We start from the raw sequence: 23,720 nt of genomic DNA on the forward strand, positions 1-23,720 counted from the left end.
GTAGCGCGTATCTGGCAATGAGCTATTGACCTTTAGTGGATGATTGCCGGAGAACACGAGATTTTACATCTGGTTTCAGGTCAGTTTTCCGAGCCTGCGAGGACGGAGCAACGAGTTCGACCGTTGCAGAGAGGCCGCTGTCCTTGTTTCGTTCAATGATCAGGTTTCCGCCGTAACCGCTGACGATATCGTTCACGATTGCCAACCCAAGGCCATGCCCTGATATCTGTTCGTCCAGCCTTAATCCGCGTTTCCCGAGCTGACTTATTGCCTCCTCGGCGACCGCAGGCCCATCGTCGCTAACGGTGATGGTCATTTTCTCTTGATCTGCCTGAAGCATTAGCTCAACACAGTGGGCGGACCATTTTCCGGCGTTATCCAGGAGATTGCCGAGTATTTCATTGAGGTCGTGCTGTTCTATGGGCCAGTAGGTCTCTTCCGTCAATTCAGTGGAAAGCTCAAATGACTTCTCCGGGTATAAACGTCCGAGCATCCAAAGGAGGTCCCTGGCTTGCTCGACCGGCCTTGAGTTTTTACCGGCCTGTGGCCCGGCAAACCGGCTGCGGCGCATCTCTGCTTCAAGTTGTTTGTCGAGGCTGCCGAGTCGATTCCCCATTTCCTGTCTGAGGTCGTCATCAAGCGTTCGGGAGGTGTCTTCAAGAACCTGCCTGACGGCGGCAATCGGGGTTTTTACACTATGGGATAAATTAGCGAGCGCATCACGGGAACGTTCGAGCCTTTGATCAAGCGAATCGAGAACCTGGTTAAGCTGCTGTACGAGGGGCCTGAACTCTTCAGGGGCCCGAACGTGAATTCGTGTTATTTCCCCAGCTTGCAGCTTTTTCAGCGCCGCCTGCAGTGAACCGATTGGTCGCATTGAGAGTGCGATGGCAACCCAGATTACCCCCCACAAGTAACAAAATAAGCATGATGGATACGATTGCGGTCCAGGCATGCAGTTCCGCCTGGCTGTTGTACAGCGCAGCCATGTCCTCGGCAACAATGACCACAATGGGTTGGTTGTTGACCCGGAAAGATTTCCGGAATGCCAGGATGTCGCCCGGCGCACTTGGGGTCTCGCTGTTCCGGACCCTGACCGTTCCTTGCTGGCCCGGCTCAAGCAAGGGGCCAAGCAGTGCCCCCCAATGTTGCGGTGAGACGAGTGTCTGAGTCGGAGACTGAATGGCGAAGGCATGGTGAAAAACTTCCTGGAAGTAGTCGCCCGTCTGAAGAGCGCCTATCTTGCCGTCGGATTGGCGAATCTGGTGCTCCAGAAAGGCGACTTCGTCTTTTAACCGGCTTTCGACGAAGTCCTGGGACATTCGTTCAAGCAGAAAGCCGTGTATGAGCCAGGCGATGGCCATCAAAGCGATGCCCGACGGAAGCAAGAGCGCCAGGAGTGTCCTCTTGATTGATGTGGGCTTTTTAAAGGGTGTCATCAAACAGATATCCCTGGCCGCGTCGCGTTGCTATGGTCTCAGCGCCGACAAGTTTTCTGAGGCGGCGGATATAGGCCTCGATTACATTGTCACTGGGGTTTTCGTTCAGGTTGTAAAGCTGCTCCATCAGCTGTTCCTTTGAAAACACCTGCCCCGGGCGGCTCATCAGGCAACGAAGCAGGCGAAACTCGGTGCCGGTTAGACTGCGTTCCGTGCCATCCTGCATTTTCAGGGTTTGGCGATTTTCGTCCAGTTCGTAGGCGCCCGCTCTTACCGAGGACTGCACTCGTCCTTCGCTGCGCCGGACAATGGCATTCAACCTGGCGATTAGCTCTTCTGTCTGAAACGGCTTGGCGAGGTAATCGTCGGCACCCGCTTTCAGGCCGTCTACTTTATCCTGCCAGTCACCGCGAGCAGTGAGGATCAGCACGGGGAAATTGGCGCTATTGGATCGCCACTGTCGAAGCACATCCAGGCCGTTTCCGTCGGGCAGGCCCAGGTCCAGAATGGCAATTCGGTAGTCTTCTTGCTGGCCCAGAGCAATCGCATCTCTGGCTGTGCGCGTGGTATCCACGCTGAAGCCCGCCTTCTCCAGTTGGCCGGAGAGGCCCTCCGCCAGCAAACGATCGTCCTCGACCAGCAATAATCTCATCGCCTACTTCCTGTCCAGTGGAGTCCAAACCCGCTCGAATATCGCCGATGAACCTGAATCGAATCTGAATCGTTAATTGTTTGTCATTTTCAGAAAGGATTCAGCTTAGTGGGCGACTGTATTCATCGTACCCGCTAAGTGCTCATCGTACCGAGCAAGCAGCCATCTTTTTATAGGTCAAAGATCAGGAGACGTTTTGATGAGCACACCAAGACTCGTAATTGCCACATTGGCTATGTCGTTTGCAATGACGGCCATGGGAGCCGGTTCTCACCAGAGCGGACACGGCCAGGGGCATGGAATGTCAGGCGGTAAGCCGGGAGAGGCTTCCGAGGCCAGCCGCACCATTAAAATTGATATGCATGACAATTATTACGAGCCCGAGTCTATTGACGTTAAAGCCGGTGAAACCGTGCGTTTCGTGGTCTCGAATAAAGGCAGCCTGGTGCATGAGTTCAATATTGGTACGCCCGACATGCATGAGGCCCGGCGGTCGGAAATGATGATGTTGGTTGAGCACGGGGTCATCCAGGGCGGCACACTGAATCACGACATGATGGGGATGGATATGGGGAGTGGCCACTCCATGAAACAGGACGACCCGAACAGTATCTTGCTGGAGCCCGGAGAGAGTAAGGAAGTGGTCTGGAAGTTCACCGGGTCCGGCGATATTGAGTTTGCCTGCAACGTACCGGGGCACTACCAGGCCGGCATGTACGGCGACGTAAACGTCAACTGATCGGGCCTGGAGGGTGTGGGCAGCCAGTCGTTGGCTGGCGTCCTGTGCGATCACAACGATAACTGAGTGGTTGGGAGTAAAGATTTATGAAAACGGCCTTTCTGGCGGGTGCCTTTAGCCTGCTGCTGCCCGTCATCGGGTTGGCGGGAGAGTACAACCTGACGGTCGACCGAGTCGAAATTGATACAGGGGACTTTGTTAAAACAGGTATTGGCTATAACGGCAAATCTCCCGGCCCGGTACTTCGCTTCAAGGAGGGCGAGGAGGTTTCAATCAATGTGACCAACAATCTGGATGAGATGACCTCCATTCATTGGCACGGATTGATCCTTCCGTTTGAGCAGGACGGTGTGCCGGGTATCAGCTTCCCGGGAATCAAGCCGGGGCAAACCTTTACCTACAATTTCCCGATCACTCAGTCAGGCACCTACTGGTTTCACAGTCACTCGGGTTTCCAGGAGCCCGATGGCGCCTACGGAGCCATTGTCATAGAGCCGGAAGGGCGTGAACCCTTCCGGTATGACCGTGAGTACGTGGTTCAGCTAACCGACAAACACCCGCACTCGGGTGATCGCATCATGCGCAACCTTAAAATGATGCCGGACTACTACAACCGTGAGCAGCAGACGGTTGGTGAGTTCTTCTCAGACGTTTCTGAGCAGGGCTTCATGAGTACGGTTAAGGATCGCCTTGCTTGGGGTGGCATGCGGATGATGAAAGCCGATGTCGAGGACCTGCAGGGGTTTACCGGCCTGATTAATGGCAAGGGCCTGATCAGAACTGGACGGGGCTCTTCCAGCCGGGCGAACGGATTCGCCTGCGCTTTATCAACTCTTCGGCCATGACCTATTTTGATGTTCGGATACCCGGTCTGGATATGACCGTCGTGCAGGCAGACGGCAACAATGTCCAGCCCGTTACTGTGGACGAGTTCCGTATTGGTGTGGCGGAAACTTACGACGTCATTGTGCGGCCGAAAGACGAGAACGCCTATACCATCTTTGCCGAGTCCATGGGGCGCTCCGGCTACGCGAGGGCAACGTTGGCGCCGAAAGAGGGCATGGAGGCCCCCGTGCCCGGTCTGCGTAAGCCAGCACGGTTAACCATGGCAGACATGGGCGGAATGCATGGCATGGACCATGGCGACATGGCGGGGATGGAAGGCATGGACCACTCCACAATGGGCGACATGGACCATTCCGAGATGAAGAGCATGGACCATGCTGGGATGAGCGACATGGATCACTCTGGAATGAAGGCCATGGATCACTCCGCGATGGGGCATGGCTCAGAGATGCCTGCCGGTGGTGCCAGCGATCCCTTCTATGCCGAGGGTAGTGGCCTGGTTCCAACGGCAGCCAATGGCGGCAAGTTCCTGTCTTACGCCGATCTGAAAGCGCAAAAGCCTCTGTATGAGGAACGCGAAGCCACTCGGGAGATTGAGCTGCGTCTGACCGGTAACATGGAGCGCTACACCTGGAGTATTAACGGCGTTAAATACGAGGATGCTGATCCTATCCGGTTGCAGTATGGCGAGCGGGTTCGGTTCAAATTCGTCAATGAGACGATGATGACGCATCCCATGCACCTGCACGGCATGTGGTCGATGCTGGACGTTGGCGCGGGTCAGTTGAACCCCGTCAAGCACACCATCAGTGTTCAGCCAGGCACTACGGTGTATATGGAAACCGAGGTGGATGAGCCAGGTCAGTGGGCCTTCCATTGCCATCTGTCTTACCACGCAGCGGCGGGTATGTTCCGAAAGGTTATTGTGGAAGGGGGACCGGAGAACGCCCAGGCGGTCGAAGCGGACACCGGAAGCGCAGGAGGTGAGGCATGAGTCGGGGGATCTCACTGATTGCGCTGGTTGTGTTGGGCTGGGGACTCATGCCAGCCGTCACCTCCGCCCAAGAGCGGATGGAGGACACTACTGCACGGAAAATGCCGTTGAAGGTCTGGGGCGCTCAGTTTGAAGAATTTGAGTACCGATACAGCGACGATGACGAAGAGCTGGGGGTCTGGAACGGAGATATCTTCTATGGCACCGATGAGCTGAAGGTTCGCTGGCTGACAAAAGGCGAGTACGCCATTGACGAGCAGGCGTATGAGCAGCTGGAGAATCAACTGGTGGGTCAAATGCCTGTGTCTGATTTTTTTGATGCCAAGGCCGGAGTACGTTTCGATACGCCTGAAGGTCCCGACCGCACCTACGCGGTCGTCGGTATTACAGGTCTTGCCCCGCAATGGTTGGAAATTGACGCGAATCTCTATGTCAGCGAGAAAGGCGATTCCTCAGCAGAGCTGGACGCTGAGTACGAGCTCTTGCTGACCAATCGGTTGATTCTTGCTGCTGCGCTTGATGCGACGGTGGCCTTTAGTGAAGATCGCGAAATTGGGGTCGGCAGGGGCTTGGTGTCCACTGAAACCGGGCTAAGGTTAAGTTATGACGTGATCGACCGTTCCTTCTCTCCTTATATCGGAGTGGTGCATGAGCGCAAATATGGCGACTCGGAAGACTTTGCAAGAGCAGAGGGCGGCGATGCTGAAAGTTGGTTTGCAGTTCTGGGTGCCAGGCTTTCTTTCTAATGGTCCCCTTGGGACCTGGGTGCTTAAAACCAAACGGGGGTGAACTATGCGCATTTTGTACAGCGTTCTGATCGCGGGTGTCGTGCTAGCGCTGAGCGGCTTTGCTTTCATTCACAGTGGCATCTACAACGTGACTGCAATGGAAGAGCACAGCGCTTTGGGCAATTGGGCGCTTCACACGACGATGAAAAACTCGGTGCAAGCGAGGGTCTCAGAGCTCGACGTGCCCAGCGATCTAGCCAGCGAAGAGATGATTCGTCAGGGAGCCCGGGTTATGACCAGCTCTGCGTTGCCTGCCACCTGAAACCGGGCCTGGAGGATACGTTGCTCAGGCAGGGTCTGAATCCTATGCCACCATCACTGACGGAAGCAGGACACTTCGAACCGGCCGAGCAGTTCTGGATCATCAAAAATGGCATAAAGATGACGGGTATGCCTGCGTGGGGTGTCACTCATGACGATGAGGACCTCTGGGAAATCACGGCGTTTATCCAGCGCCTGCCCAGCCTTTCAGAGTCGGAATACACTCGTCTGATACAGCCTGAACAAGGTACGCAGGCGAAGGCCGACGACGGTCATGACCATGACCATGACAATATGGATGGCATGATGGGCGGAGGGGCATCATCGCAGGGCGAATCCTCACACGGTGCGCCAGGCCACCACGCCAAGTCTGAGCTAGCTGGTGCCAGCCATGCGGAGGCCTCAGGTCACCATGGTGAGGAAGAGCCAAAAGCAGCCAGTGAGCCCAAGGCCGACGATCATTACGCGGACGGCCACAGTCATTGAACCGAGCTGAAGCCTGATCTCGCCGGCCGGCAAGAGCCCGACTATTTCTCCAGCTTCGCTGTCAGTTCGTCCAGCTTCTGCTGGACGTTGTGAAGCTGCTTAACGATTTCGTCCCGCTCGTCGTGAGCCTTCTGGGCCTCCTCGGCGTTCTGCTCTTCGCTCATCACTTCCAGAATCGCACCGATCATCATGTTCAGAAACACGAATGCGGTCAGGAAGATGAAGGTCAGGTAGTACAGCCAGCTGAGCGGGTACTGCTCCATGGTGGCGTACATGACGTCGGTCCAGTCTTCGAAAGTGGCCACCCGGAACAGTGTCAGCATGGCGATGGCCACATCGCCCCACAGCTCGGGGTCAACTTTGGCGAAAAAGATCGAGCCCATGGCGGCGTAGATGTAGAAGATGATGAACATCAGCAGGGCAATGTAGCCCATGCGCGGAATCGCTTGAGTAGCGAATTGATCAGGAAGCGCAACTCCGGCACCACCGACACCAGGCGCAGTACCCGGAATACCCGCAGCAAACGTCCCAGCAACACCGCGTCGGAATTATCGAGCGGGATCAGGCTGCCGATCACCACGATGGTGTCGAACAGGTTCCAGCCGTCCAGCAGGAACCGGCGTTTGGCGGGGCAGGCGGCAAAGCGGAACAGAATCTCGATCAGGAAGAACGCGGTGATGGCATTGTCCATTCCGGTCAGGCCCTGTTCTACCCAGGGTGGCAGATCGTAGGTCTTGGCCCCGATGGTCAGCGCCGACAGGATGATGATGGCAATGACAACGCCCTGAAACAGCTTGCTGGACTCAATCCGGCGCAGGTGCTCGGACGCCGACGAGGGGCTTAATTCGGATGACATGGCTGACATCAACTCCAGATGATTCACGAAAGAGCGGAATTCTAAAGGGCGGCGGCAGGATTGGATAGCCTGAATGCGGGACCGGCCCGGCAACCGCTAAGTTCTCAAAGGTAATAAGCCTCGCTTATTCAGTGAGATCAGGAATATTGATTCGCGGAATCTGGAAACTCTTTCCATACTCAAATCGCAAATAACAAAATCAAGAGCGAGTGCATTCCCATGTCAGAAAGACCTGAGCTACCCGGCTGGCGCTGGGGGCCGTTCACCTTTCGCCTGCCGTTCTACCACACGCGACTGTGCTGGCCTGAATTCCTTCAGGGGCTTTTTGTTTCTGCCGCCACCGGTATGGCGCTGATACCGGTCATGACCGCGTTCTTTGGCCTGAGTTTTGAGGAAGCCGTCGCGCTATCGATGATTCATGCCTCTTTGATCGCCTCGGCGGTGATTGTCTTTGGCGAACCCTACGCCGGCGGCTGGATCACGCCTGCGTTACCGCTGATTCTGGCATTTGTCATCGGAGGCTATGAAGACCCGGTTAGCCGGTTCCAGGCGATGACGGCTCTCAGTCTTGTGTTTGCGGGGCTGGTTCTGTTCCTTGGGATCACCGGCTGGGCCGACGATTTGTGGTCTGGCTACCCGATACCCTCAAGGCTGGCATCATCCTCGGTGCCGCCATCGCGGCGCTGAAGCGTGTGTTTGTGGACGATGCCGAGCGCTTTCTGCTGGAGCAGCCGATTGCCACCGGGCTCGCCTGCGCCATTTGCCTGATCTTCACCTTCTCGGTGCCGATGCAGAAACTGAAAGAACGCAATCGCTTCTTCTTCATGCTCGGAGCGCTGGGCTTGCTGCCGGGTTTCCTGGTGGCAGCGGTGGTTGGGCCGTTGGCGGGCGAAGTCAGCTTTGATATCCAGTGGGGCATTCTGGTGCCGCCCCTTGGGGACGCCCTGGCCAAGGTCTCACCGCTGATGATTGGCTGGCCGTCCCAGGAGATGCTCATCCAGAGTATTCCGCTGGCGCTGATTGCCTACATCATCCTGTTCGGTGATTTGGTTACCGGCAATGAAGTACTGCGGGACGGCCTGCATGCGCGCAAGGACGAGCACGTCGACATCAACCTGAACCGTTCGCATTTCTCGCTGGCGATTCGCAATGCTGTGATGGCTATTGTGGCACCGTTCTTCCCGACCCAGGGTGCAGTCTGGACCGGTGTGCACGTGATTGTGGTGCAACGCTGGAAACAGGGGCCGAAGGCCATGGGCAGCCTGCACAGTGGGCTGGCCTCATACTACCTGATGGGTTTGCCGTTTATTTTCTTCCTGTTGCCGCTGCTAACCGGCCTCAAGCCCCTGCTGGGCGTGGCCTTATCGCTGACTCTGGTGCTAACCGGTTTTGCCTGTGCGTACATTGCGATGGGGATTCCACGAGACAATGCCTCACGAGGCACGGTGGTTCTAATCGGGGCGGCGTTGGCGTTCTTCGAGCCTGGATAGGCTTGTTGATCGGCGTGGTGGCAACTATTGCGCTGGTAGGCTGGGACAAGAGTCCGGATCCGATTCCGCACGATGAGCGGGACGAGGAACCGGTCGCGGTGAACCAGAACTAGCCGGCATGGCCCTGGATAATGTGCCACTCTTTCTCGCCAACCGGCATCACCGAGAGGCGGCTGCCCTTGCGTAGCAGGGCCAGCTCCTCCAGCCCGGGCAGGGACTTGAGTTCCTTTAAGGGAATCAGGCGAGGCAGTTTGCGTACCAGGGCCAGATCCACCGCTTGCCAGCGCGGTTTCTCGGGTGTGCTCTTGGGATCGAAATAGGGCGAATCCGGCTGAAACTGAGTGGGGTCGGGGTAGGCACCGTTCACCACGGTGACAATGCCGGCAATGCCAATCTGGGCGCAGCTGGAGTGATACAGGAAAACGTCGTCGCCTTCACTCATCTGGGCCAGGAAGTTCCTGGCCTGGTAGTTGCGCACTCCGTCCCACGGGATCGACTGACCGGCAGACTGCACGAAATCCTCGATGCCGCACTCAGAAGGTTCTGACTTTACCAACCACTTCGCCATTTTGCTTCCATCACCCATCAGGTCATGTGAGGTAGAACGCCAAAGTATATCGCGCTGAAGTGGCACGCGCTGCCACCAATCACGAACAGGTGCCAGATCGCGTGCATGTAGGGAATCCGGTCAGCCAGATAGAACACAACACCGACCGTGTAGGCCAGGCCGCCGGCAATGGTGAGGTTCAGCGCAGTTTCGCTCAGATTGGCGACCAGGTCTGACGAGGCGAAAGTGATCAGCCAGCCCATGGCGATATAGATTCCCACGCGAGCCAGTTTGAACCGATTCTTGAAAATCACCTTGAGTACTACGCCGGTCAGCGCCAGCGACCAGATCACCGCGAACAGCGTCCAGCCGACGGTGCCCCGCATGTTCACCAGCAAGAACGGTGTGTAGGTGCCGGCAATCAGCAGGAAGATGGCGCAATGATCCAGGGTTTTGAAGGCGCTTTTCAGTTTCGGGTGGCGGGCGCCATGGTACAGCGCCGAGGCCACATAAAGGAGTATGAGGGAGGCGCCAAATATAGCGAAACTGACCAGTTTCCAGACGTCGCCCAGCTGGCTGGCGCCGACAATCAGGGCAACAGTACCGATCACGCTCAGGATCGCGCCCAGGCCGTGGGTGGCGCTGTTCAGCCATTCCTCAACGCGCTGGTGCACGGTGGCTTCCGGGGTATCGGTGGTGGTGCTTTGTTTCGAGTTTTCCTCGGTGCTCATTGCAGAATATCCGTTGGTCGACATGGCGCTAAAATACTTGAGCGTACAAGTGTACGCAAACTTTTCAAGTGAACGTTTTGTGATCATTTTAAGGGAATTTGAATGACACAAATAAAAAAATCTAGTTCCAGGTTGATCCGTTTGTCCCTAAGCTTTCGTAAGCTAATTGAGTTCGAGGACGCCGACGTTTTATCTGTTCGGCTTCGAAGTCATTGAAAGCGTTGAGCGATAAGCATTATTGGGCAGCAGGGGCCACCTTGCTGCCCTTTTTTATTGCTGAACGTTTTCTGGGTACACTTGCCGGCTTGGCCCTACCATTTGGTCCTTCAACTTGGTTTTATAACCTGGTCTTATAAATAGTTCCTGCCTGGAGCGTTCATGGCTGCCGCACTGGCGTTGTTTTTCAAACTTATCCCCCTGTATGTGACCGTCGCACTCGGCTGGGTGGCGGGTCGCTACCTGGAAGCCAGTGGCAAGCACATCGCTGGCATCATGCTGTACATCGTCACACCTTCGGTGGTGTTTTCCGGGGTAATGGCGGCGCCGCTGTCCCCGGAAGTCATTTTCCTGCCGTTCCTGACGTTCGGGTTGTCCTGTGTCCTTGGCATTGTCCAGCTGAAACTGGCGCAACGCGTGATCACCGATGGCAGCGCCAGCCTGATTCCGTTGTGCGTGGGCTCGGGAAATACCGGCTATTTCGGGGTGCCGGTGGCGTTACTGCTGTTTGGCGAGGAGGGCCTCGGGCTCTACATCGTGTGCATGCTCGGCACCACCCTGTTTGAAAATTCGGTGGGCTTTTACCTGGCGGCCCGCGGCCGGCATGACCTGAAATCGGCCCTGTGGCGGGTGGTGAAGCTGCCATCGGTTTACGCCTTCCTGGCGGCGGTGTTGCTGAACCTGTCCGGAATCCGCATCCCGGACCTGTTCCAGCCGTTGTTCGATAACCTGCGCGGTGCCTACAGCATTCTGGGAATGATGATCATCGGCATGAGCATCACCAGTTTCCGGGGGCTGGCGGGCAATATCCGCTTCACCGGGCTGGCGTTCTTCGGCAAGTTTGTGGTCTGGCCGGCGGTGGCCATCCTGTTCTGGTGGCTGGATGCCAACGTTCTGGGCATCTACGAGCCGGCCGTGCACAAGGCCATCTTCCTGATTTCCATTACCCCGATCGCGGCCAACACGGTGGTCATCGCCACCATGCTGGATATATCGCCCAGGCAGGCGGCGGGCACCGTATTGCTTACCACCCTGTTCGCACTCGCCTTCATTCCGGTGATGATTTCGCTCGCGTTCTAACGGCTGCCGGTGCCCGCCGAAACGGGCTGGGGACTGGCACTGCGAGCGGCGGCAATATCGCTGCGGGCGTGACGCACCACACTGATGCCGGATGTCATCGCCAGGGTGCCCATGATGCCGGCCACTGCCAGATCCGGCCATGCGGTGCCCGTGCCGAACACGCCCAGGGCGGCTACCATCACCGCGACGTTACCAATGGCGTCGTTGCGACTGCACAGCCAGACCGAGCGCATGTCCGAATCGCCACTCCGAAACCGGAACAGCATCAAGGCAACAGCGACGTTGGCGACCAGGGCCAGGAAACCGACCGCGCCCATGGTCAGGGGGTCCGGCGTCAGCCGCTCTGGGCAACCCAAATGGCGCGCAGCCAGACCACCAAGCCGAACACCGCCATGGTCAGCCCCTTGATCATGGCCGCCCGCCCACGCCAGGCCAGCCCCATGGACAGTACGCTCAGGGACAGCACGTAGTTGGCGCTGTCGCCAAAGAAGTCGATGGCGTCGGCCATCAGCGATACCGAGCCGGACTGGAAACTGGCCCAGCCTTCAACGAGGAACATCGCCAGGTTGATCCAGAGGGCAATCCAAAGGGCGCGGCGGAAGCCGGGCGCAGGGGAATTGGATTCGGGGGGAGAACAACTGCACGCCATGATGAAAACCTCCTGCTGAAATTTTCATCCAGTTAAAACCCTGTAGTTACTACAGAGTCAACGGATATTCGTGGTAAGTCATCATTCAGCCGTGGCCCTGACCATGGGTGCCAGGCACATGATTACGTGCTTCGGAGGTTTCGAGGTCTTCGAGCTCGGCCGAAAGGCCTTCAAGGATGCCGCATTCCTGGACCGTCCGGCCTTCCGTGCAGGCTTTCTGAAGCTTCTCCAGCGTTTGCTCCAGGCTGGCAAGTTCCCGCCTTCGTTCGCGAACGTGGTGGAGGTGTTTGGCTAACAGGCATCCACGCCAGCGCAATCCGCCTCCGGATTCTCGGCTAAACGGATCAGTTCGCGAATTTCGTTTTGCGCCATATCCAGGTTCCGGCAGCGCTTGATGAACAGCAGACGATCCAGGTGGGCTTGCCGATAAGAACGGTAGCCGCTGGCAGTGCGATCAGGTTCCGGAAGCAGACCGATCTTTTCGTAGTATCGAACGGTTTCAACAGAGATGTTGGCACGTTTCGAAATGTCACCGATTTTCATAGCTAATCCGGTCTGGGGTCGCGGTATAAGAGCGTGACACTCCTGTATAAGGAGCTCGGACCTACAACAATAGCTTTCCCGGGTAGGCTGAACAATAACTGCCTCGGGAAGCTGTCGGCTGGGTAGCCCCAGAGCCCAGCGGCAGCCGCAATTGATGCAGATCAAACCTGCTTCAGTCTGGGGGGGAATTCAGCTCCAGTTCAGTGCCTTGGCGTCTAATCTTTGAAGACAACTACAGCGATACTGGAGGCGTTTCCGATGATGCTCATTAATAAGGCTTTTGTTGTTGGTCTTCTGGCGGTGGCTCCCATTTGGGCCTTTGCCCATGGCAGTGATGGGCCGTCATCTGGCACGGGCCGGGTATGATGATGAGTCCGCAGCAAATGGAACAGATGCATCAGAACTGGTTAAGAATGGACAATATGATGCGACAAGTCCCTGAGGCCGGCTCACAGAAAGAACGAGCGCGATTGATGGAGGAACATCGAGAGGCCATGAGAGAACAAATGGACTTGATGCATAAAGGCATGATGGGGCCCGGGATGATGGGTGGCGGCCACGGCATGATGGATGGTAACCACGGACAGGGGATGATGAATAGCCAGTCCGGTGGTGGCAATCGCTCCAGTAAGTCAGAGAGCTCGAATGTTGATCAGCGGTTGCGGAGGATGGAAGATCGCATGAACCAGATGCAACTCATGATGGAACAGATGCTACGGCATGAGCAGCAGCAACATCAGGACTGAGCTTGGCCTTTTTTTGGGCGCGTTAATCAAACAGGGACAGCTGGTCCGAGTCACCTTCTGCTTTTCGCGGAACCGATGGGCGCTTCTGAACCGGTCCTTTGCGACTGCCATGGCGCTGTAAGACCCGCTCGGTCTCGGTGTGGGAAACGTGCTGTTTACGGAAGTCGCCGATCGCTTTGCGCGCCGCCCGGGCGGCCTGCTCGTGGTCGCACACCGGCAGGGTGTAGGTGTTGCCGCCGTAGCGATTTTTCTGGGCCGGTGTCATCAGCCAGGGAGTATGGATCAGGTCCACCGGCACGCCCTGCAGCTCTGGCAACCAGCGCCGGATAAATTCACCGTCCGGGTCCAGTTTCTGGCTCTGCAAGACAGGGTTGTAGATGCGCAGGGCGTTGATACCGGTAAGCCCGGACTGCATCTGCACCTGCGGATAGTGGATGCCCGGCTCGAAATCGGTGAACTGGCGGGCCAGGTGCAAAGCCGGGTCCCGCCAGTGCAGCCAAAGCTGGTAGCTGGCTACCGCCATCAGCATGGCGCGCATGCGAAAGTTGATCCAGCCGGTGTGCTGCAGGGCACGCATGCAGGCGTCCACCAGGGGCCAGCCGGTCTGGCCTTCCTGCCAGCGCTGGAGCCGTTCGGACTCGCCAGGGCCCGCCTTAAGGCCCTCCAGTTCCCGGTGCATGGCGCGGAATTCCAGCTCCGGTTCGTCCTCCAGTTTCTGGATGAAATGGCAGTGCCAGTGCAATCGGGAGCGAAAGCTGGTCAGGCTGCGCTGTTTTCGGGGCAGGCTGCTGGGGTGCTGGCCGGTGTGTTTCGCGCCTGGTAGATTTCCCTCAGGCTGACTGTGCCATAGGCAATGTGTGGGCTTAACCTGGAGCAGGCGCGCACGGCACTGACCGGGCTGGAGATGTTGTACTGATAGCCGACGCAGCGGCGCTCTAAAAAGGAGGCCAGCAGTTTTTCGCCGCGCTGGCTGCCACCGGCCTGCCGGTCCGGGCAGGGGGTGGAATTCGCCAGGGACATCTCGCTGGGCGGATTGGCAAAGCCGGTCAGACCGTCCGGCGTTGCCAGGCTAGCCGGCGAGGGCGTCGGCTCTTGTCGCATCAGCTGTGACCACGCCTTGTCCCACAGATCCCGGTCCTGCAGGCGACGAACCACCCCGAATTGCTGCCATTCCCGAAATTCGATGCCCTGCTCCTGGCACCAGCCGACAACATCCCGGTCGCGATCAAACGTCCACTGGCCACCGGTTTCCTGATGACAGAATACCCGCTGGATTCCGTAGGCCGAGTTCAGGCGCTCCAGGGCCTGTTTGACCGGCCCGGTCATCACCAGCAGGTCGGCACCGAGGTGTCGGAGCTGGCGGCGCAAATCGGTCAGCGACTCCTCAATGAATTCCCACTGGCGGGCGGAGGTGTCGGGCAGTTGCCAGTACTCGGGCTCGACCACGTACAGCGGAATGACCGGTTCACCGAGCGTGGCCGCGGCTGCCAACGGATCATGATCGCGGGTGCGAAGGTCCCGCTTGAACCACACTACGGTGGTCATTGGCCATGACTCCGGCTGCGCCGGCAGCGCTCACTGCAGTAACGCACATTCTCCCAGTCCCGGGCCCACTTCTTGCGCCAGGCAAACGGGCGCTGGCACACCGGGCAGGTTTTGGTCGGCAGGTTTGGTTTTTTGTGCACGAGGGTGGTCCAGATCTCCTGACAGTAGACAACACATACGCGCCTGCCACCGCCGGAGATCTGTTCGGCTATTGTCAGGACGGCGCCGATGCGGCCGCAAGTGCCGTCAGGTCTTCACTGATCTGTTCGGTCGTGAGGCCCGGCCGGAGTAGCAGGCGGGCATCGCCATCGCCATCGAACACATAGACCGCCGCGCTGTGGGAGACCTGGTAGTTGCCCTCGGCGTCCGGTTGGTCATAACCGAAGGTGGTGCGGTAACGCTTGGTGAATTCGCGCAGGGTGGCTTCCTCGCCGGTCAGTCCGACCACGCCCTGGCCGAAGAAGTTGACGTAGCTGGCGATGCGTTCGGGGGTGTCCCGGTTTGGGTCGACACTGACAAACAGGGTGGTGACGTCATCCTGCAGATCGTCAGGCATTTGTTTTATCGCGGCGCGCAAACCACTCAGGGTGGCTGGGCACACGTCCGGGCAGGAGGTGAAACCAAAATAAACCAGGCGAATCTGGCCTGCCGAATCGGTTTCGGTCACTGGGTTGCCGGAGGTGCCGGTCAGGCTGAACTCCAGCTCCGGCATCAGCGCTGATGTCCTTGCCGTGCCAGCTCTCCTCGTCGCCCAGGCAGCCGGTCAATGCCAACGACAGTGACAACACCAGAGGCCAGAGTGCGGCAGGGCGAAACCGGGCCAGGAGCAGGCTCAATGGCATCATGGGGCTGATCCTTCTGTTATCGGTTGGCGAGATTGGCGCCGCGCGCGGCCGTCGTCTTCATGCATGGCCCGGCGCAGAATGATCAGGATGCCAACGATGCTCATCATCGCCGGCGGAATCCAGGTCAGCAGTCCGCCCAGCAGTTGGTCGGTTTCCGGCGGCATGGGCCAGGCGCGGCCGCAGACCTCGTACACGTCGTACACCATGCCCCGGGAGAACACGATCCAGGCCCCGAGAATCATCTGAGGAATCGCCACCAGCGCCAGCAACAGGATGCGTTTGCCATAGCCAAGGGCATTACCAACCGCCGGTGAACGCGAATCCAGAATCAGCCACCAGAACAGCAGGCCATCGAGCAGCATGCTCCAGTTCATCAGCCAGTACAGTTGCCGGCTGAGCATGGCGTCGAAATGGATCGGCGGCCAGAGCCAGAAAAAGATCAGGCCGACAAACAGCAACGCAGCAATGGCCGGTTGTTGCAGCAGCCGGTACAGCCAGCCCAGTGGGGCGAGCAGACGGCGGCTGCCGGGGCCGGCAAAGCCATACCAGTAGCGCGCAATGGGCAGGGGATTGGACAGGGCAATCAGGATGGGCCCCAGGTGATGAAGAATGAGGTGCTGGCCCCGGTGCACGAAAAACATGTACTGGGAATAGTAATCGAACCGTGTCTGCATCACCGTGTAACAGAGCATCACTCCGAGCACGAAGGTGACAATACGAATTGGCCCTGGGCGATCGGCGGCCGGCATCTGGAGCAGGGCTATACCGTACAGGCCCAGCACAGCCGCGAAGCTGAACACGGTCAGAGGTGAAAAGTCGTAGGGCAGTAAATAGCCGGCAGCAGACATAGAGCGCACTCTGTAGTGAACAAGTAGTGTGCAAGTTTCCCTGGCACGGGTTATCTTTTTTGTCAGAGCCCTCCGAGTCTTACCGTCATGGAGACGGATTTCAAGGCCGGTTCAGACAGTTCCTGACGGAGAAGAGTGTATGGTCCGATTCAGCGATTCCATCGCGGCGCCTTCGGTATTGATCTTTGACTGGCACGGCACGTTGGTAGACACCCACGATGCCATGTTCAGCGCCATGGAGGACATGCTGCCGCAACTGGAAGACCTGAACCTGGTGGAGCGGCTGCTGCCCGAGGCAAAATGCCGGACCCCCGACGATGCCCGGTTGGTGCGCTATATCCGCATCTTCCGCCGCCTTCACCCAAGGATTCTGGCCGAACGCCGGGTCTCCCGAACCGATATTTTCAACGCCATTTTCGGCGACGACCGCGACGCCAAACTGATCGCCCACAAGGCCTACAACGAGGCCTATCGCCGCTACTTCGGCAAGGTGAAACCATTCCAGCCGGGGGCCTACGAATACCTGTCGGCGCTCAAGGCCATGGGCATCAAACTGGCGGTTTCCACCAACCGGAACCGGGAGTTTCTCGACAAGGAACTGGTGACTGTCGACGAAGGACGCTGGCAGCACTTGTTCGATGCCACTGTGTGCGCCGATGACGTCACCGAGTACAAGCCCGACCCGGAAGTGATTCTCAAAACCCTGGAAAAGCTGGGGCTGCCGGCAGACGGCCGCGCCTGGTACGTCGGTGACAGCTACGTCGACATGCTGACTGCCAACCGTGCCGGGGTCGCCGGGGTGTTCTACAACGGCGCCTGTTGGGAGCCGCAGCGCATCGACAGTTGGTTCTCCTTCCGGGATGCGCCCTCGGCCATTCTCGACAGTTTCGAGGATCTGCTGGACCTGCTGGCGCTGCTGGAACGGAGTCAGCCCAAGGCCTTTCGCCAGGCCCCGGCCGAAGTTCGCCCGAAACCCTTTCCGCCACCGGAGCGGCCGGAACCCCGGGTGGAGGCCGACTGGCATCCGGCGGTGGTCAAGCTCATCCGGCCGTCAGTGGTGCTGTTCGACTGGCACGCCACCCTGGTGGATACCCTGGATGCCATGTACCACGCCGTTGATGACATGCTGCCGGATTTTCACAAGCTGGACCTGATGGGGCGAATGGTGTCCCCCGAGGACAGCAAGACCCCGGAAGACGCCCGGCTGGTGGCCTATGTCCGTGAGTTCGCGCGCCTGCACCCGAAGGTGAAGGCGGACCGAAAGATCTCCCGAACCGATATTTTCGAGGTGCTGTTTGGTGACGATCAGGAAGCCAAGCAGGTTGCCCACCGGGCGTTCAATTACCACTACCGTACCCATTTCGGCACGGTGAAGGCGTTCGAGCCCAAGGTGCGGGAGGTGCTCGAAGGATTGCGCCGGCTGCATCGGCAGGTCGGCGTGATTACCAATCGCGACCGGGAGTTCTTTGAGCATGAACTGGCGGCCGTTGAGGACACCGGCTGGACCCATCTGTTTGATGTTGATGTCTGCGGTGACGACACCCCACTGCGCAAACCCCATCCTGACCAGTTGCTGCTGGCGGTGCAAAAGCTGGATTATCCGCCGGATCCCAGTGTCTGGTACGTGGGTGACAGCACCACCGATGTGATCGCGGCGAAACGGGCGGGCATGACGTCGGTGTTTTTCAACGGGGCCCAGTGGGATCAGCCCTGGCTCAACCGCATTTTTCCCGGCACGCACAAGCACCCCGACAAACCCGATGTGGTGGTGAACGATTTTTCGGAATTCTGGGCCCTGGTGCTGGCCTGCGAAATCGGACCTCCGTAAATCTGGCTCCTGAAAACGTCAGAGCCCGTATCCGGCGGCACTTTCGGGCCGAAAGACAGACCAACCGAAGTGCAGATCTGCTAAGGTAGCGCACACCTCAACGACAACAACAAACGACCAGACCATGACCGACACCAAAGCATCGATTCTCGTGGTCGATGATGATGCCTCCATCCGGGAGCTCCTGCACGAGCACCTGTCCCGGGTCGGCTACGACATCCACACCGCGGAAGACGGCGACCAGATGCGGGCGCACCTTAAAACCTTTCCGATCGACCTGATCGTGCTGGACGTGATGATGCCCGGAGACGATGGCTTCACCCTGTGCCGGGAGGTTCGTGAACATTCCCAGGTGCCCATCATCATGCTCACCGCCAGTTCCGATGAGACCGATCGGGTGGTCGGGCTCGAGATCGGCGCCGACGACTACCTGGCCAAACCGTTCAGCGCCCGGGAACTGCAGGCCCGGATTAAGGCGTTGCTGCGCCGGGCCCAGTTTGCCCGGGTCGAGAACCCGAGATACGTGGTGTTCGACCGCTGGCGCCTGGACACCCTGACCCACGACCTGATCGACGAGCAGGGCAACAAGGTGTCCATTTCCGGTGCCGATTTCGCGCTGTTGCAGCTGTTTCTGAGCCATCCGAATGAGGTGCTGGACCGTGACACCATCTCTGGTGTTACCCGCGGCCGCGAGTCCACGCCGTTGGACCGGGTGGTCGACGTTGCCGTCAGCCGGTTACGGCAGAAGCTGGGTGACCAGGGTAAAGATCCGAAATTGATCAAGACGGTGCGCGGTGCAGGTTACCTGCTGGCGGCCACGGTGAATCATGCCTTTGAGTGAATTCTCACTCTGGCGCAAACCCCGGCGCTGGATTCCGTCGTCGTTGCTTGGTCGGGTGTTGTTGTTAACCCTACTGGCCATGGCCACGGCTCAGGTCATTTCCAGCATGGCCTGGGTTGGCGCATTTAAAACCCAACGCGAAGAAGGCCTGGTGGTGACCACCCGTAATCTGGCGCAATCAGCGGCGGCCACGGCTCAGTTCTTTAATTCGCTGCCGTTGGAATACCGGCACATAGTGCTGGACCAGCTGCGCAACATGGGTGGCAGCCGTTTCTTCGTGTCGCTGAATAACAAACGCATCGATATGAAGTCGTTGCCGGAGACCGAGCTGAAACAGCTGGCCACCGCGGAAGTCCGTTCCGTGCTGCGGCGTCGTCTGGGCGGGGATAGCAACCTGCACGTCGAGTTCGTGAGCCCGGATGACCTGCGCATTCTCAATACCGAATTGCCGCTCGACGCCCTGCCGCCATCCTGGGCCCATTATTCGCTCACCCTCGAACCCCTGAATCCACCGGTACTGGTGATGCAGATTGAGGTGGCCGAGGATGACTGGCTGTATCTGGCGTCGCCGTTACCCGCGCCCTATGTCTCATTGGAAGATGAAGGGGTGCCGGGGCAGCAGGTGTTGTTCCTGGCCGTCATGATCGGGGTGTTGTTCCCGGTACTGGCGTGGCTGATTCGTCAGCAAACACGGCCGCTGCGCAAGCTGGCGAAGGCCACCCGGGATCTGCCCCTGGACGATGAACAGGCTGCACTGAAGGAGCAGGGCAGTGCCGAGATTGTCGCCGTCACACGAAGTTTCAATACCATGCGCCGGCGCCTGCAAAATTACCTGAGTGACCGGGAGCAGCTGTTTCGCGCCATCTCCCACGATCTGAAAACACCGATTACCCGCCTGCGCCTGCGCATCGACCTGATAGATGACGAGCCCATGCGGGAGCGACTGGAAGCCGACCTGTTGGAGCTGGAACTGTTGGTGAAAGGCGCCTTGCAATCTCTCAAGGACACCGACATCCATGAAAACGTGGAGCCGGTGGATGTCCGGCGGATGCTGGACCGGATGGCAGAAGCCTACCGCACCAATGGCACCGAATTATTGAAAATCAGTGGCGAATGCCAGCCTTACCGGGGCAAGCCCCTGGCCTTGAGCCGCTGTCTGGGCAACCTGGTGGACAACGCCATCAAATACGGTGAACGGGCGCAGGTGCAGCTCGATGACTCAGCGGAGCAACTGGTGATTCGGGTGGATGACCACGGCCCCGGTATTCCGGAGGCTGAACTCCAGCGCATTTTCGAACCCTATTACCGTCTGGATCAGGCCCATCGCCAGGGCCACGGTCTGGGGTTGGGCATCGCCCGCAACATTGCCCAGAATCATGGTGGTGACCTGAACATCAGCAACCGGCCCACGGGTGGCCTGCAAGTGGTGCTGTCGCTGCCGCGGCATTAAACGGCCTCTCATCAGCCCACGCCTCACGAACCCATGTAACAACCTTGTTACATGGGTTTTTCAGTTTGATACGTTCCCCCTGATCTCCTTGCCCTAGACTTGCCCTCACACCTTCGGCTATCCAGCCGCTGGTAAACGATTTGATGTCCTCGACAACAACAACAAGGAGTCATTATGACCGCCTTCAAGCGTACCCTTTCCGCCCTTGCCGTATCTGCCTGCCTGATGCCTGCCGCTGCTACCCATGCCGGCGAGGTTGAGGTTCTGCACTGGTGGACCGCTGGTGGCGAAGCCCGTGCTGCCGCTGCCCTGAAAGAGATGATGGAAGAGCAGGGTCATACTTGGAAAGACTTCGCGGTCGCCGGTGGCGGCGGTGAAGCAGCCATGACCGTGCTGAAAACCCGTGCCGTATCCGGTAATCCTCCGGCTGCCGCCCAGATCAAGGGCCTGGACATCCGTGAGTGGGCCAAGCTGGGTTTCCTGACCAGTCTGGACGACGTGGCCGCTTCTGAAGCTGGGACCAGCTGGTGCCGCCGATGATCTCGGACGTGATGCAGTACGAGGGCGAGTACGTGGCAGTGCCGGTGAACGTACACCGGGTCAACTGGCTCTGGGTGAACCCGGAAGTGATGGAAAAAGTGGGCGTTGAAGTTCCCAACACCCTGGACGAATTCTTTACCGTAGCCGACAAGCTCAAGGCCGCCGGTTACATTCCGCTGGCCCACGGTGGTCAGCCCTGGCAGGACGCCACGGTGTTCGAAGCCGTCGCCCTGGCGGTGATGGACAGCGACACCTACCGCAAAGCCTTTGTTGAGCACGATATGGATGTGATCAACAGCGCGGTGATGGAAGAGGTGTTTACCAAGTTTGCCAAGGTTATGAGCTACGTTGACGACAACGCCGCCGGCCGCGACTGGAACACCGCAACCGGCATGGTTATCCGTGGCGAAGCTGCCATGCAGATCATGGGTGACTGGGCCAAGGGCGAATTCACTGCCGCCGGCCTGACTCCGGGTGAAGACTACCTCTGTGCCGCCGCACCGGGCACCGCTGGTGAATTTACCTTCAACGTCGATTCCTTTGCCATGTTCGGCTGAGTGAAGAGGAAAACGTAGCAGCCCAGAAGGACCTCGCCCGTACCATTCTCGAGCCGAAATTCCAGACCGTGTTCAACCAGAACAAGGGCTCTATCCCGGTTCGTACCGACATGGACATGTCCGAGTTTGATGCCTGTGCCCAGGCCTCAATGGAGACCTTCAAGAGCAGCGCCGACACCGGCGAGCTGGTGCCAAGCCTGGCTCATGGCCTGGCAACAACCAGTTACGTCCAAGGGCAGGTCTTTGATGTGGTCACCAACTTCGTGAACTCCAACGACAAGGATCCGGTGAAAGCCACGGATCAGTTGGCCGCCGCCATCCAGGCCGCGAAGTAAAGAAGCCAAGAGCACCCGCCCGGGTGGCTCTCCGATTCATTCGGGAGAATTCTCATGGAACAAACTCAACGGCGCTCCGCCGGAGTAGTCAGTGCACCGTCACGACTGCTGGACGGCCTGCAGCGCTGGTTGCCGAAACTGGTGATTGCCCCAACCTTTGTGTTGATCGGCATCGGTATCTACGGCTTCATGCTGTGGACCGGGATCTTGTCGTTCACCAGCTCCAGCTTCTTGCCCACCTACGACTTTGTCGGCTTCGATCAGTACGCCAAATTGATGGCTAACGACCGCTGGCTGACATCGTCCAAGAACCTCGCCATCTTCGGTGGTCTGTTCATCTTCGCTTGCTTGTTCATCGGCGTGGTGCTGGCCATATTCCTGGACCAGCGTATCCGCCAGGAAGGTGCGATCCGAACCATTTATCTGTACCCGATGGCGCTGTCGATGATCGTCACCGGTACCGTCTGGAAGTGGATTCTTAACCCGAGTCTGGGCATTGAAAAACTGATGCACGACTGGGGCTGGACCTCGTTCAGCTTTGACTGGCTGGTAAATTCCGACCTAGCCATTTACACCATCGTGATGGCGGCAGTCTGGCAGGCTTCTGGCTTCGTCATGGCGCTGTTCCTGGCCGGTCTGCGCGGTGTCGACTCCTCCATCATTCGGGCGGCCCGGGTCGACGGTGCCAGCCTGCCACTGATCTACTGGAAGATTATCCTGCCGTCACTGCGGCCGGTGTTCTTCAGCGCGGTGATGGTGCTGGCTCACATTGCCATCAAGAGTTTTGACCTGGTCATGGCCATGACGGCCGGTGGCCCCGGTTACTCCACCGACCTGCCAGCAGTGTTCATGTACGCCCACACCTTTACCCGCGGCCAGATGGGCCTGGGCTCTGCCAGTGCCATGCTGATGCTGGGGGCCATCCTGGCTTTGATCGTGCCTTACCTGTACTCGGAACTGAGGGAGAAGCGCCATGACTGATTTGACCCGTTCCGGGCTCTTCACCACCCTGCGCCCCAGCCGGATTGCTATCTACGGCCTGCTGATTCTGGCGTGCCTGGTGTACCTGGTGCCGCTGTTCATCATGCTGGTGACCAGCTTCAAGACGCCCATGGACATCCGTACCGGCAACCTGGTGGCGCTGCCCACCGAATGGACCACCATCGGTTGGACCAAAGCCTGGTCGGAAGCCTGCACCGGTGTGCAGTGTGACGGCATCAGCGGTTATTTTTGGAACTCATTCAAGATGACCGTGCCGGCGGTGATGATTTCCACCTTGTTAGGCGCCTTCAACGGTTACGTGCTGGCGAAGTGGAAATTCCGTGGTTCGGACCTGCTGTTCGGCCTGTTGCTGTTTGGCTGCTTCGTACCGTTTCAGGTCGTGCTGCTGCCGATGGCCGCGACCCTGGGCCAGCTCGGGCTGGCCAACACCACACCCGGGCTGGTGCTGGTGCACGTGATCTACGGGGTGGCATTCACCACGCTGTTCTTCCGGAACTACTACGTCGCCATCCCTGATGCACTGATCAAGGCGGCTCGCCTGGACGGCGCCGGCTTCTTCACCATCTTTTTCCGCATTCTGTTGCCCATGTCGACGCCCATTTTCATGGTCTCGCTGATCTGGCAGTTCACCCAGATCTGGAATGACTTCCTGTTCGGGGTGGTGTTCGCCAGTGGCGACAGCCAGCCCATCACCGTTGCGCTGAACAATCTGGTGAACACCAGCACCGGCGTGAAGGAATACAACGTGGATATGGCAGCGGCCATGATTGCGGCACTACCAACGCTGGTGGTGTACATCGTGGCGGGTAAATACTTCATCCGGGGCCTGACCGCCGGCTCTGTTAAAGGCTGACCTGAGAGGAAAA

At 58.4% G+C, this 23,720-nt stretch carries 21 protein-coding genes and 6 pseudogenes; 15 read left to right on the plus strand and 12 right to left on the minus strand.

All coding sequences use genetic code 11. The annotated features are described in order from the left end of the window. Positions 1-22: 22 nt before the first annotated feature. Positions 23-1,439, minus strand: a pseudogene (locus tag AU14_RS04470) (ATP-binding protein). Beyond that, positions 1,426-2,091 (minus strand): response regulator transcription factor, encoded by a 666-nt coding sequence (locus AU14_RS04475; protein WP_041339274.1) that lies wholly within the window; start codon positions 2,089-2,091, stop codon positions 1,426-1,428. Before AU14_RS04475 ends, AU14_RS04470 begins: the two are co-directional and overlap by 14 nt. Positions 2,092-2,290: 199 nt before the next feature. Here AU14_RS04475 and AU14_RS04480 point away from each other — a divergent pair, with 199 nt between their 5' ends. From AU14_RS04480 to AU14_RS04495, 5 genes and pseudogenes are all read left to right on the plus strand, one after another. Then, positions 2,291-2,830: a cupredoxin domain-containing protein gene (locus AU14_RS04480; RefSeq protein WP_041339277.1), complete on the plus strand. Its 540-nt coding sequence runs from the start codon at positions 2,291-2,293 to the stop codon at positions 2,828-2,830. Positions 2,831-2,916: 86 nt separating this feature from the next. Next, positions 2,917-4,670, plus strand: a pseudogene (locus tag AU14_RS04485) (copper resistance system multicopper oxidase). Further along, positions 4,667-5,416 carry a copper resistance protein B gene (locus AU14_RS04490; protein ID WP_041339280.1) on the plus strand — a complete coding sequence of 250 codons (750 nt, stop codon included), beginning with the start codon at positions 4,667-4,669 and terminating at the stop codon, positions 5,414-5,416. Before AU14_RS04485 ends, AU14_RS04490 begins: the two are co-directional and overlap by 4 nt. 46 nt (positions 5,417-5,462) lie before the next feature. Then, positions 5,463-5,720, plus strand: a complete 258-nt coding sequence (locus AU14_RS20580) for a hypothetical protein (protein WP_236744670.1) — start codon at positions 5,463-5,465, stop codon at positions 5,718-5,720. An 8-nt stretch (positions 5,721-5,728) separates the two neighbouring features. Further along, positions 5,729-6,205 (plus strand): c-type cytochrome, encoded by a 477-nt coding sequence (locus AU14_RS04495; protein ID WP_236744579.1) that lies wholly within the window; start codon positions 5,729-5,731, stop codon positions 6,203-6,205. A 41-nt stretch (positions 6,206-6,246) separates the two neighbouring features. Here AU14_RS04495 and AU14_RS23690 read toward each other — a convergent pair. Next, positions 6,247-7,070, minus strand: a pseudogene (locus AU14_RS23690) (ion transporter). Positions 7,071-7,280: 210 nt separating this feature from the next. Between AU14_RS23690 and AU14_RS19755 the strand changes: the two are divergent. Together AU14_RS19755 and AU14_RS19760 are read left to right on the plus strand one after the other, a co-directional pair. Then, the gene (locus AU14_RS19755; protein ID WP_201773506.1) at positions 7,281-7,748 is read left to right on the plus strand and encodes a hypothetical protein; all 468 of its coding nucleotides are present in this window, start codon (positions 7,281-7,283) and stop codon (positions 7,746-7,748) included. After that, a complete protein-coding gene (locus tag AU14_RS19760; RefSeq protein WP_201773507.1) occupies positions 7,685-8,551 on the plus strand; it encodes a hypothetical protein in 867 nt (288 codons plus the stop codon). Before AU14_RS19755 ends, AU14_RS19760 begins: the two co-directional genes overlap by 64 nt. A 109-nt stretch (positions 8,552-8,660) precedes the next feature. On the opposite strand, the gene AU14_RS04510 is transcribed toward AU14_RS19760, so the two are convergent. Further along, entirely contained in the window at positions 8,661-9,119 is a 459-nt protein-coding gene (locus AU14_RS04510; RefSeq protein ID WP_041339283.1) for an EVE domain-containing protein, read from the minus strand. A gap of 17 nt (positions 9,120-9,136) precedes the next feature. Further along, positions 9,137-9,829 (minus strand): PAQR family membrane homeostasis protein TrhA, encoded by a 693-nt coding sequence (gene trhA / locus AU14_RS04515; protein ID WP_041339285.1) that lies wholly within the window; start codon positions 9,827-9,829, stop codon positions 9,137-9,139. Positions 9,830-10,207: 378 nt separating this feature from the next. On the opposite strand from trhA, the gene AU14_RS04520 reads away from it, so the two are divergent. Then, positions 10,208-11,125 carry an AEC family transporter gene (locus AU14_RS04520; protein ID WP_041339287.1) on the plus strand — a complete coding sequence of 306 codons (918 nt, stop codon included), beginning with the start codon at positions 10,208-10,210 and terminating at the stop codon, positions 11,123-11,125. On the opposite strand, the pseudogene AU14_RS04525 reads toward AU14_RS04520, so the two are convergent. Both AU14_RS04525 and cadR read right to left on the minus strand, forming a co-directional pair. Next, positions 11,122-11,774, minus strand: a pseudogene (locus AU14_RS04525) (cation transporter). The gene AU14_RS04520 and the pseudogene AU14_RS04525 sit on opposite strands and share 4 nt — an antisense overlap. Before the next feature lie 85 nt (positions 11,775-11,859). Further along, positions 11,860-12,317, minus strand: a pseudogene (cadR, locus tag AU14_RS04530) (Cd(II)/Pb(II)-responsive transcriptional regulator). Positions 12,318-12,823: 506 nt separating this feature from the next. On the opposite strand from cadR, the gene AU14_RS20595 reads away from it, so the two are divergent. After that, a complete protein-coding gene (locus AU14_RS20595; RefSeq protein ID WP_236744377.1) occupies positions 12,824-13,063 on the plus strand; it encodes a hypothetical protein in 240 nt (79 codons plus the stop codon). A 22-nt stretch (positions 13,064-13,085) separates the two neighbouring features. Here the strand turns inward: AU14_RS20595 and AU14_RS20600 are convergent, their stop codons facing one another. The 5 genes from AU14_RS20600 to AU14_RS04550 all read right to left on the minus strand — a co-directional run bounded on the left by AU14_RS20600 (position 13,086) and on the right by AU14_RS04550 (position 16,301). Next, positions 13,086-13,805 (minus strand): FAD-binding domain-containing protein, encoded by a 720-nt coding sequence (locus AU14_RS20600; protein WP_236744378.1) that lies wholly within the window; start codon positions 13,803-13,805, stop codon positions 13,086-13,088. Between the two features lie 17 nt (positions 13,806-13,822). Then, positions 13,823-14,608 carry a deoxyribodipyrimidine photo-lyase gene (locus AU14_RS20605; RefSeq protein ID WP_236744379.1) on the minus strand — a complete coding sequence of 262 codons (786 nt, stop codon included), beginning with the start codon at positions 14,606-14,608 and terminating at the stop codon, positions 13,823-13,825. Then, positions 14,605-14,748, minus strand: coding sequence for a DUF2256 domain-containing protein (locus AU14_RS18945; RefSeq protein WP_094191153.1), 144 nt, complete (start codon positions 14,746-14,748; stop codon positions 14,605-14,607). The genes AU14_RS20605 and AU14_RS18945 overlap by 4 nt, the downstream gene beginning before the upstream one ends. 74 nt (positions 14,749-14,822) lie before the next feature. Continuing rightward, positions 14,823-15,320, minus strand: coding sequence for an SCO family protein (locus AU14_RS04545; RefSeq protein ID WP_407942816.1), 498 nt, complete (start codon positions 15,318-15,320; stop codon positions 14,823-14,825). 129 nt (positions 15,321-15,449) lie between these two features. Continuing rightward, a complete protein-coding gene (locus tag AU14_RS04550; RefSeq protein WP_041339292.1) occupies positions 15,450-16,301 on the minus strand; it encodes a cytochrome c oxidase assembly protein in 852 nt (283 codons plus the stop codon). Between the two features lie 139 nt (positions 16,302-16,440). On the opposite strand from AU14_RS04550, the gene AU14_RS04555 reads away from it, so the two are divergent. From AU14_RS04555 to AU14_RS04580, 6 genes and pseudogenes are all read left to right on the plus strand, one after another. Further along, complete coding sequence (locus AU14_RS04555) at positions 16,441-18,129, plus strand: HAD family hydrolase (protein ID WP_041339294.1); 1,689 nt, start codon at positions 16,441-16,443, stop codon at positions 18,127-18,129. 124 nt (positions 18,130-18,253) lie between these two features. Next, a complete protein-coding gene (locus AU14_RS04560; RefSeq protein WP_041339297.1) occupies positions 18,254-18,970 on the plus strand; it encodes a response regulator in 717 nt (238 codons plus the stop codon). After that, positions 18,957-20,420, plus strand: coding sequence for an ATP-binding protein (locus tag AU14_RS04565; RefSeq protein ID WP_041339300.1), 1,464 nt, complete (start codon positions 18,957-18,959; stop codon positions 20,418-20,420). Before AU14_RS04560 ends, AU14_RS04565 begins: the two co-directional genes overlap by 14 nt. A 174-nt stretch (positions 20,421-20,594) precedes the next feature. After that, positions 20,595-21,852 (plus strand): annotated as a pseudogene (locus AU14_RS04570) (ABC transporter substrate-binding protein). Between the two features lie 54 nt (positions 21,853-21,906). Then, a complete protein-coding gene (locus tag AU14_RS04575) occupies positions 21,907-22,833 on the plus strand; it encodes a carbohydrate ABC transporter permease (protein ID WP_041339303.1) in 927 nt (308 codons plus the stop codon). Next, a complete protein-coding gene (locus AU14_RS04580) occupies positions 22,826-23,707 on the plus strand; it encodes a carbohydrate ABC transporter permease (RefSeq protein WP_041339306.1) in 882 nt (293 codons plus the stop codon). Before AU14_RS04575 ends, AU14_RS04580 begins: the two co-directional genes overlap by 8 nt. The last annotated feature ends 13 nt before the right edge of the window (positions 23,708-23,720 follow it).

Origin of the sequence: Marinobacter similis, assembly GCF_000830985.1 — a bacterium.
GTDB classification, from domain to species: domain Bacteria; phylum Pseudomonadota; class Gammaproteobacteria; order Pseudomonadales; family Oleiphilaceae; genus Marinobacter; species Marinobacter similis.

What these genes read in the sequence shown, in the direction of transcription:
- AU14_RS04475 (WP_041339274.1), bottom strand. Translation starts at nt 2,091, where the DNA reads ATGAGATTATTGCTGGTCGAGGACGATCGTTTGCTGGCGGAGGGCCTC.
- AU14_RS04480 (WP_041339277.1), top strand. Translation starts at nt 2,291, where the DNA reads ATGAGCACACCAAGACTCGTAATTGCCACATTGGCTATGTCGTTTGCA.
- AU14_RS04490 (WP_041339280.1), top strand. Translation starts at nt 4,667, where the DNA reads ATGAGTCGGGGGATCTCACTGATTGCGCTGGTTGTGTTGGGCTGGGGA.
- AU14_RS20580 (WP_236744670.1), top strand. Translation starts at nt 5,463, where the DNA reads ATGCGCATTTTGTACAGCGTTCTGATCGCGGGTGTCGTGCTAGCGCTG.
- AU14_RS19755 (WP_201773506.1), top strand. Translation starts at nt 7,281, where the DNA reads ATGTCAGAAAGACCTGAGCTACCCGGCTGGCGCTGGGGGCCGTTCACC.
- AU14_RS04510 (WP_041339283.1), bottom strand. Translation starts at nt 9,119, where the DNA reads ATGGCGAAGTGGTTGGTAAAGTCAGAACCTTCTGAGTGCGGCATCGAG.
- trhA (WP_041339285.1), bottom strand. Translation starts at nt 9,829, where the DNA reads ATGAGCACCGAGGAAAACTCGAAACAAAGCACCACCACCGATACCCCG.
- AU14_RS04520 (WP_041339287.1), top strand. Translation starts at nt 10,208, where the DNA reads ATGGCTGCCGCACTGGCGTTGTTTTTCAAACTTATCCCCCTGTATGTG.
- AU14_RS20595 (WP_236744377.1), top strand. Translation starts at nt 12,824, where the DNA reads ATGGACTTGATGCATAAAGGCATGATGGGGCCCGGGATGATGGGTGGC.
- AU14_RS20605 (WP_236744379.1), bottom strand. Translation starts at nt 14,608, where the DNA reads ATGACCACCGTAGTGTGGTTCAAGCGGGACCTTCGCACCCGCGATCAT.
- AU14_RS04545 (WP_407942816.1), bottom strand. Translation starts at nt 15,320, where the DNA reads ATGCCGGAGCTGGAGTTCAGCCTGACCGGCACCTCCGGCAACCCAGTG.
- AU14_RS04550 (WP_041339292.1), bottom strand. Translation starts at nt 16,301, where the DNA reads ATGTCTGCTGCCGGCTATTTACTGCCCTACGACTTTTCACCTCTGACC.
- AU14_RS04555 (WP_041339294.1), top strand. Translation starts at nt 16,441, where the DNA reads ATGGTCCGATTCAGCGATTCCATCGCGGCGCCTTCGGTATTGATCTTT.
- AU14_RS04560 (WP_041339297.1), top strand. Translation starts at nt 18,254, where the DNA reads ATGACCGACACCAAAGCATCGATTCTCGTGGTCGATGATGATGCCTCC.
- AU14_RS04565 (WP_041339300.1), top strand. Translation starts at nt 18,957, where the DNA reads ATGCCTTTGAGTGAATTCTCACTCTGGCGCAAACCCCGGCGCTGGATT.
- AU14_RS04575 (WP_041339303.1), top strand. Translation starts at nt 21,907, where the DNA reads ATGGAACAAACTCAACGGCGCTCCGCCGGAGTAGTCAGTGCACCGTCA.
- AU14_RS04580 (WP_041339306.1), top strand. Translation starts at nt 22,826, where the DNA reads ATGACTGATTTGACCCGTTCCGGGCTCTTCACCACCCTGCGCCCCAGC.